This is a genomic window from uncultured Corynebacterium sp. (genome assembly GCF_902782855.1).
Taxonomy (GTDB): domain Bacteria; phylum Actinomycetota; class Actinomycetes; order Mycobacteriales; family Mycobacteriaceae; genus Corynebacterium.
In genome coordinates, this window is record NZ_CACZOO010000298.1 from 1 (window position 1) to 3842 (window position 3842).

A 3842-nucleotide genomic window follows, 5' to 3' on the forward strand; every position below is an offset into this window, starting at 1 on the left:
CAGGGGCATTGGCGGGCTGAGAACGCGTTGCACTGGGTCCGGGACGTGACCTTCGGTGAGGATGATTCGCGGGTGCGCACCGGTGCAGGCCCGCGGGTGATGACCACACTGCGGTCCGGAGTCATCAGTTTGCTGCGGCTGGACGGTCATACCAGCATCGCGGCAGCGCTCAGGTTCTGTGGAAGGGATCAGGAGAGAGTATCACTGCTGGTCACAACGGCTCACCAACGACTTTGACGGAGCCCTGGGGGGATACCGGACAGCTCCGTGGTTGTTCGATTTTTCCGTACGGGCGTGTGCTGACCACGGGTCAGGAACTATGTCACCCGGAGCACCTCTACCGTCTCCCTGACCGCCGCCGTGAGCATCCGCAGCCCGGCGAGCATGTCCTCGTCGCTGGTGTACTCCCGCTCATTGTGGGAGATGCCGTCCACACTGGGGATGAACAGCATCACCGTCGGAACGGTCTCCTTCATGTTCGTTGAATCATGGCCGGCGACGGTCCTGACCTCCCGGTAGGGCAGCCCGATCTTTTCGGCTACTGACCGCGCCAGCTCCACTCCTGCGGCCGGGTACGGGTTGAGGTCCCACGCGTGGGTCAGCTCCAGCTCGACGGAGACCTTCGCCTCCTGCTCCGCAGCCGTGACAATGTCCCCGATACGATCCTGCGCCCAGGTGAGAACTTCAGCATCCGGAGAGCGTAGATCAAGATTCATCCGTACTTCCCGGGCAATCGTCACCGGAGAGTTGGGGAGGACCTCCATCGTCGATACCGAGGCCTGCAACATGCCCGGCTCCACCTCATCCGTCATCCGCCGGGCACCGGTGATGACGAGAGCGGCACCGAACAGGGCGTCCTGCCGGTCCGCCATCAACGTGGAACCGGTGTGCCCCTGTTCACCGCGGACAGTGACCCGGAACTTCCGGGCACCCCAGGTTGACGTCACCAGTCCTATCGGAACACCGGCCTTCTCCAGCTCCTTCCCCTGCTCCACGTGAATCTCCAAATATGCAGAAGCCCTCGGAACATCACCCCCGGTGACCACCGGGGACCAGTCCGCCTTTCGCTGGGCCTGCGCCACAGTGATCCCTGCCAGGTCAGTGGAGGCACGGGCTTCCGCGATATCCAGGACCCCCGTGTACACGGAACTGCCCATCATCGACGGGGAGAACCGCGACCCCTCCTCGTTGAACCAGTTCACGACCGCAAGATTCACCGTCGGGGGCTCCGACAGCCCATGCAGGAGATCCGCGATGCCGGCGACCGCATGCAGCCCGGCGAGGACCCCGTAGGATCCGTCGAACCGACCGGCGAGCGGCTGGGAATCCAGGTGTGAACCGACGAACACACAGGGTGCGTCCGCCGCGAACTCGAAGAGTCCGAACTGGTTACCGATCTCATCGAAGACCACACGTCCGCCGTACTCGGTGACCTTCTCCCCGAACCAGGACCGCACCGCCATGTCCCCGGTACTGGCGGCCTGCCGGTCGATCCCGCCGCCGGAGGTCGCCCCGAAGGAGGACATCTCCGCGAAGTCGGAGAGGAAATCCCGCGTCGTATCCGTCACCATACCGACTACGCCTCCCACCGTGAATCGCCGTAGGCGGCATGCCCGCCGACATAGGTCGCGAGCACCGGGACGGCGGAAATCTGGTCGTCCGGGACTTTCGTGAGATCCTCGCCGAGGACAACGAGGTCAGCGAGCTGGCCACTCCGGATCTGGCCCTTACGGCCGTACCATCCGGTGGCCTTCGCAGAACCGACCGTGTAGGCGTGGAGTGCCTGCTCCACCGTGATACGGTCATCAGCCCCGTACGGTTGCCCGGTCTCCGTGAGCCGCTGGACGAAGGCCTGCATCACCGTCAGTGGTGCCCCGTCGGCGACCGGCCGATCAGAACTGCCGGGCAGGATGATGCCGGCGTCCAGCATCCGCTTCGCGGGGTAGGAGAGCCGGGTGCGTTCCGGTCCGAGCTTGTCGGCCATCGCATCGCCGAACTCGGCGATGAACTGCGGCTGCGGGACCAGGACGGCGTTCACACGGGCTATCTCCGCCAGCTGCTCCGTGGTGACGACTCCCCCGTGCTCGATGCGGTGGGGCATGGCAGGCGTGCCGTAACGGAGCTGCGCCTCCGCGATGACCTCTGTGGCATAGGCGACGGCCGCGTCCCCGATCGCGTGCACGGCTATCGACCATCCTCCCGCAACCGCAGCCAGGGCGCGTGCCCGCATCTCAGCCGGGTCCCCCTGGAAGTAGCCGTGGTGGTTGCAGTGGTGGTAGTCCTCCGTCATCGCCGCAGTGGAACCGATCAGGGAGCCGTCACTGAAGACCTTCGTCGGTCCGATCTGCAACCACTCGTCACCGACCCCGCTACGGATCCCCGCCGTGAGGGTCCGCACCTCCGGATCATCATGCGCGCCGGGAACCTCATGGAGGGCGTCGATGGTGATCATCGTCTGCATGCGGGTGCTCAACAGACCCAGATCACGGGCGGCCTGGTAGGCGGCGAACTCCCGGGGACTGTGCCCGATCCAGCCGCCGGCGATCCCGGCGTCAGTCACGGATGTCAGGCCTTCCGAGACGTAGTGACTGGTCGCCTGGTTGAGTGCTTCCTGCAGCAGGGCCTGTGGTTCAGGCTGGATGAGGGCCTGCAACGGGCGCATCGCGTTCTCGTCGAGCAGACCGGTGACATTTCCGTGGTCATCGGTACCGATCACGCCACCGTCCGACTGCTCGGGATCGGTCAGCGCGATGCCTGCCCTGCGCAGGGCTTCGGAGTTCGCGGTGTAGGCGTGGGCGGAATTGTGCTTGATCACCAGGGGGCGTCCACCCGTGACCCGGTCCAGAACATCGATCCGCAGATCCTCACCGGTCATCTGCAGGGGTCGGTAGTTCGAGGCGATGGCCCAGTCGCCGATGCCGGATTCACTGTCTCCGCTGCACCAGGAGCCCAGCGCCTCGTAGACCTGCTCGGCAGTGACACAGTCCGCCAGATCGATCTCGATCATGCTCTCACCGAACATCACGCTGTGGTCGTGGATGTCATTGAAACCCGGCGTCACAGTGGCGCCACCGGCGTCAATGACATGCGCCGCAGAATCTGCGAGGGAACCGAGCTGGTCGTCGACCCCGACGATGGAACCGTTCCACAGGCCGACGGACCGCGCATGCGGTCGGTGCGGGTCGCTGGTGATGATGTTGGCGTTGGTGATGAGAGTGTCCAGCTGCATGACTGGTGACATTAGGGGGACCGACATCCCGCGCGCCGGATGAGCAGGTTTATCGGTGGAATCAGTCGACCGCCGGAACGTAATATTGTGCATATGCACGCTTCATGGGATTCGGCCGAGAACTGGCTGGCACTGGTGGACCGGCTTGAGGAAGGTATCCCTCTTCTGGTCGAGGACTTCCTGCGTGAACTGCGGGGTAGCCGGATGTACGTGGGGGGAATGGTCACCAATGATGATCTGACGGCGACTGCGGAAGAAACCTTCCGGTCCGTCGTTGCCGCATTACGTTCGCCCGGTGAGCTCCCGACACTGGTCAGGGCGGCCCAGGATCTCGGCCGTCGACGGGTGCATCAGGGGGTGGACATGAGGGATCTCGTGGACGCGGTGCAGCTGGACTTCACCGTGCTGTGGCGGCGGTTGCTCAGTGACGCCGAGGACGGACTGCGCGACGTCCTCATCGAGCATGTGGAGACCATTCACCGGGTGGTGGACCGCTACGCCTTCACCGCCCGCGAGGAGTTCCTGCGGGAAACCGCCCGGGTGGAGCAGGATCTGCGTCTTGCCAACCGACGTTATCTCGCCAGGCTGTTCTCGGACGGGACTATGGCGGAGG

Annotated in this window: 2 protein-coding genes and 1 pseudogene; 1 reads left to right on the forward strand and 2 read right to left on the reverse strand. The window is 64.7% G+C overall.

Annotated features, from left to right (window positions below):
• Positions 1-317: 317 nt before the first annotated feature.
• Entirely contained in the window at positions 318-1571 is a 1254-nt protein-coding gene (locus tag QZV72_RS12180) for a M20 family metallo-hydrolase (protein ID WP_297008849.1), read from the reverse strand.
• A 5-nt stretch (positions 1572-1576) separates the two neighbouring features.
• Entirely contained in the window at positions 1577-3229 is a 1653-nt protein-coding gene (locus QZV72_RS12185) for an amidohydrolase (protein ID WP_297008850.1), read from the reverse strand.
• A 93-nt stretch (positions 3230-3322) separates the two neighbouring features.
• On the opposite strand from QZV72_RS12185, the pseudogene QZV72_RS12190 reads away from it, so the two are divergent.
• A pseudogene (locus QZV72_RS12190) lies at positions 3323-3842 on the forward strand (PucR family transcriptional regulator); the annotation flags it as partial.

What these genes read in the sequence shown, in the direction of transcription:
- QZV72_RS12180 (WP_297008849.1), bottom strand. Translation starts at nt 1,571, where the DNA reads ATGGTGACGGATACGACGCGGGATTTCCTCTCCGACTTCGCGGAGATG.
- QZV72_RS12185 (WP_297008850.1), bottom strand. Translation starts at nt 3,229, where the DNA reads ATGCAGCTGGACACTCTCATCACCAACGCCAACATCATCACCAGCGAC.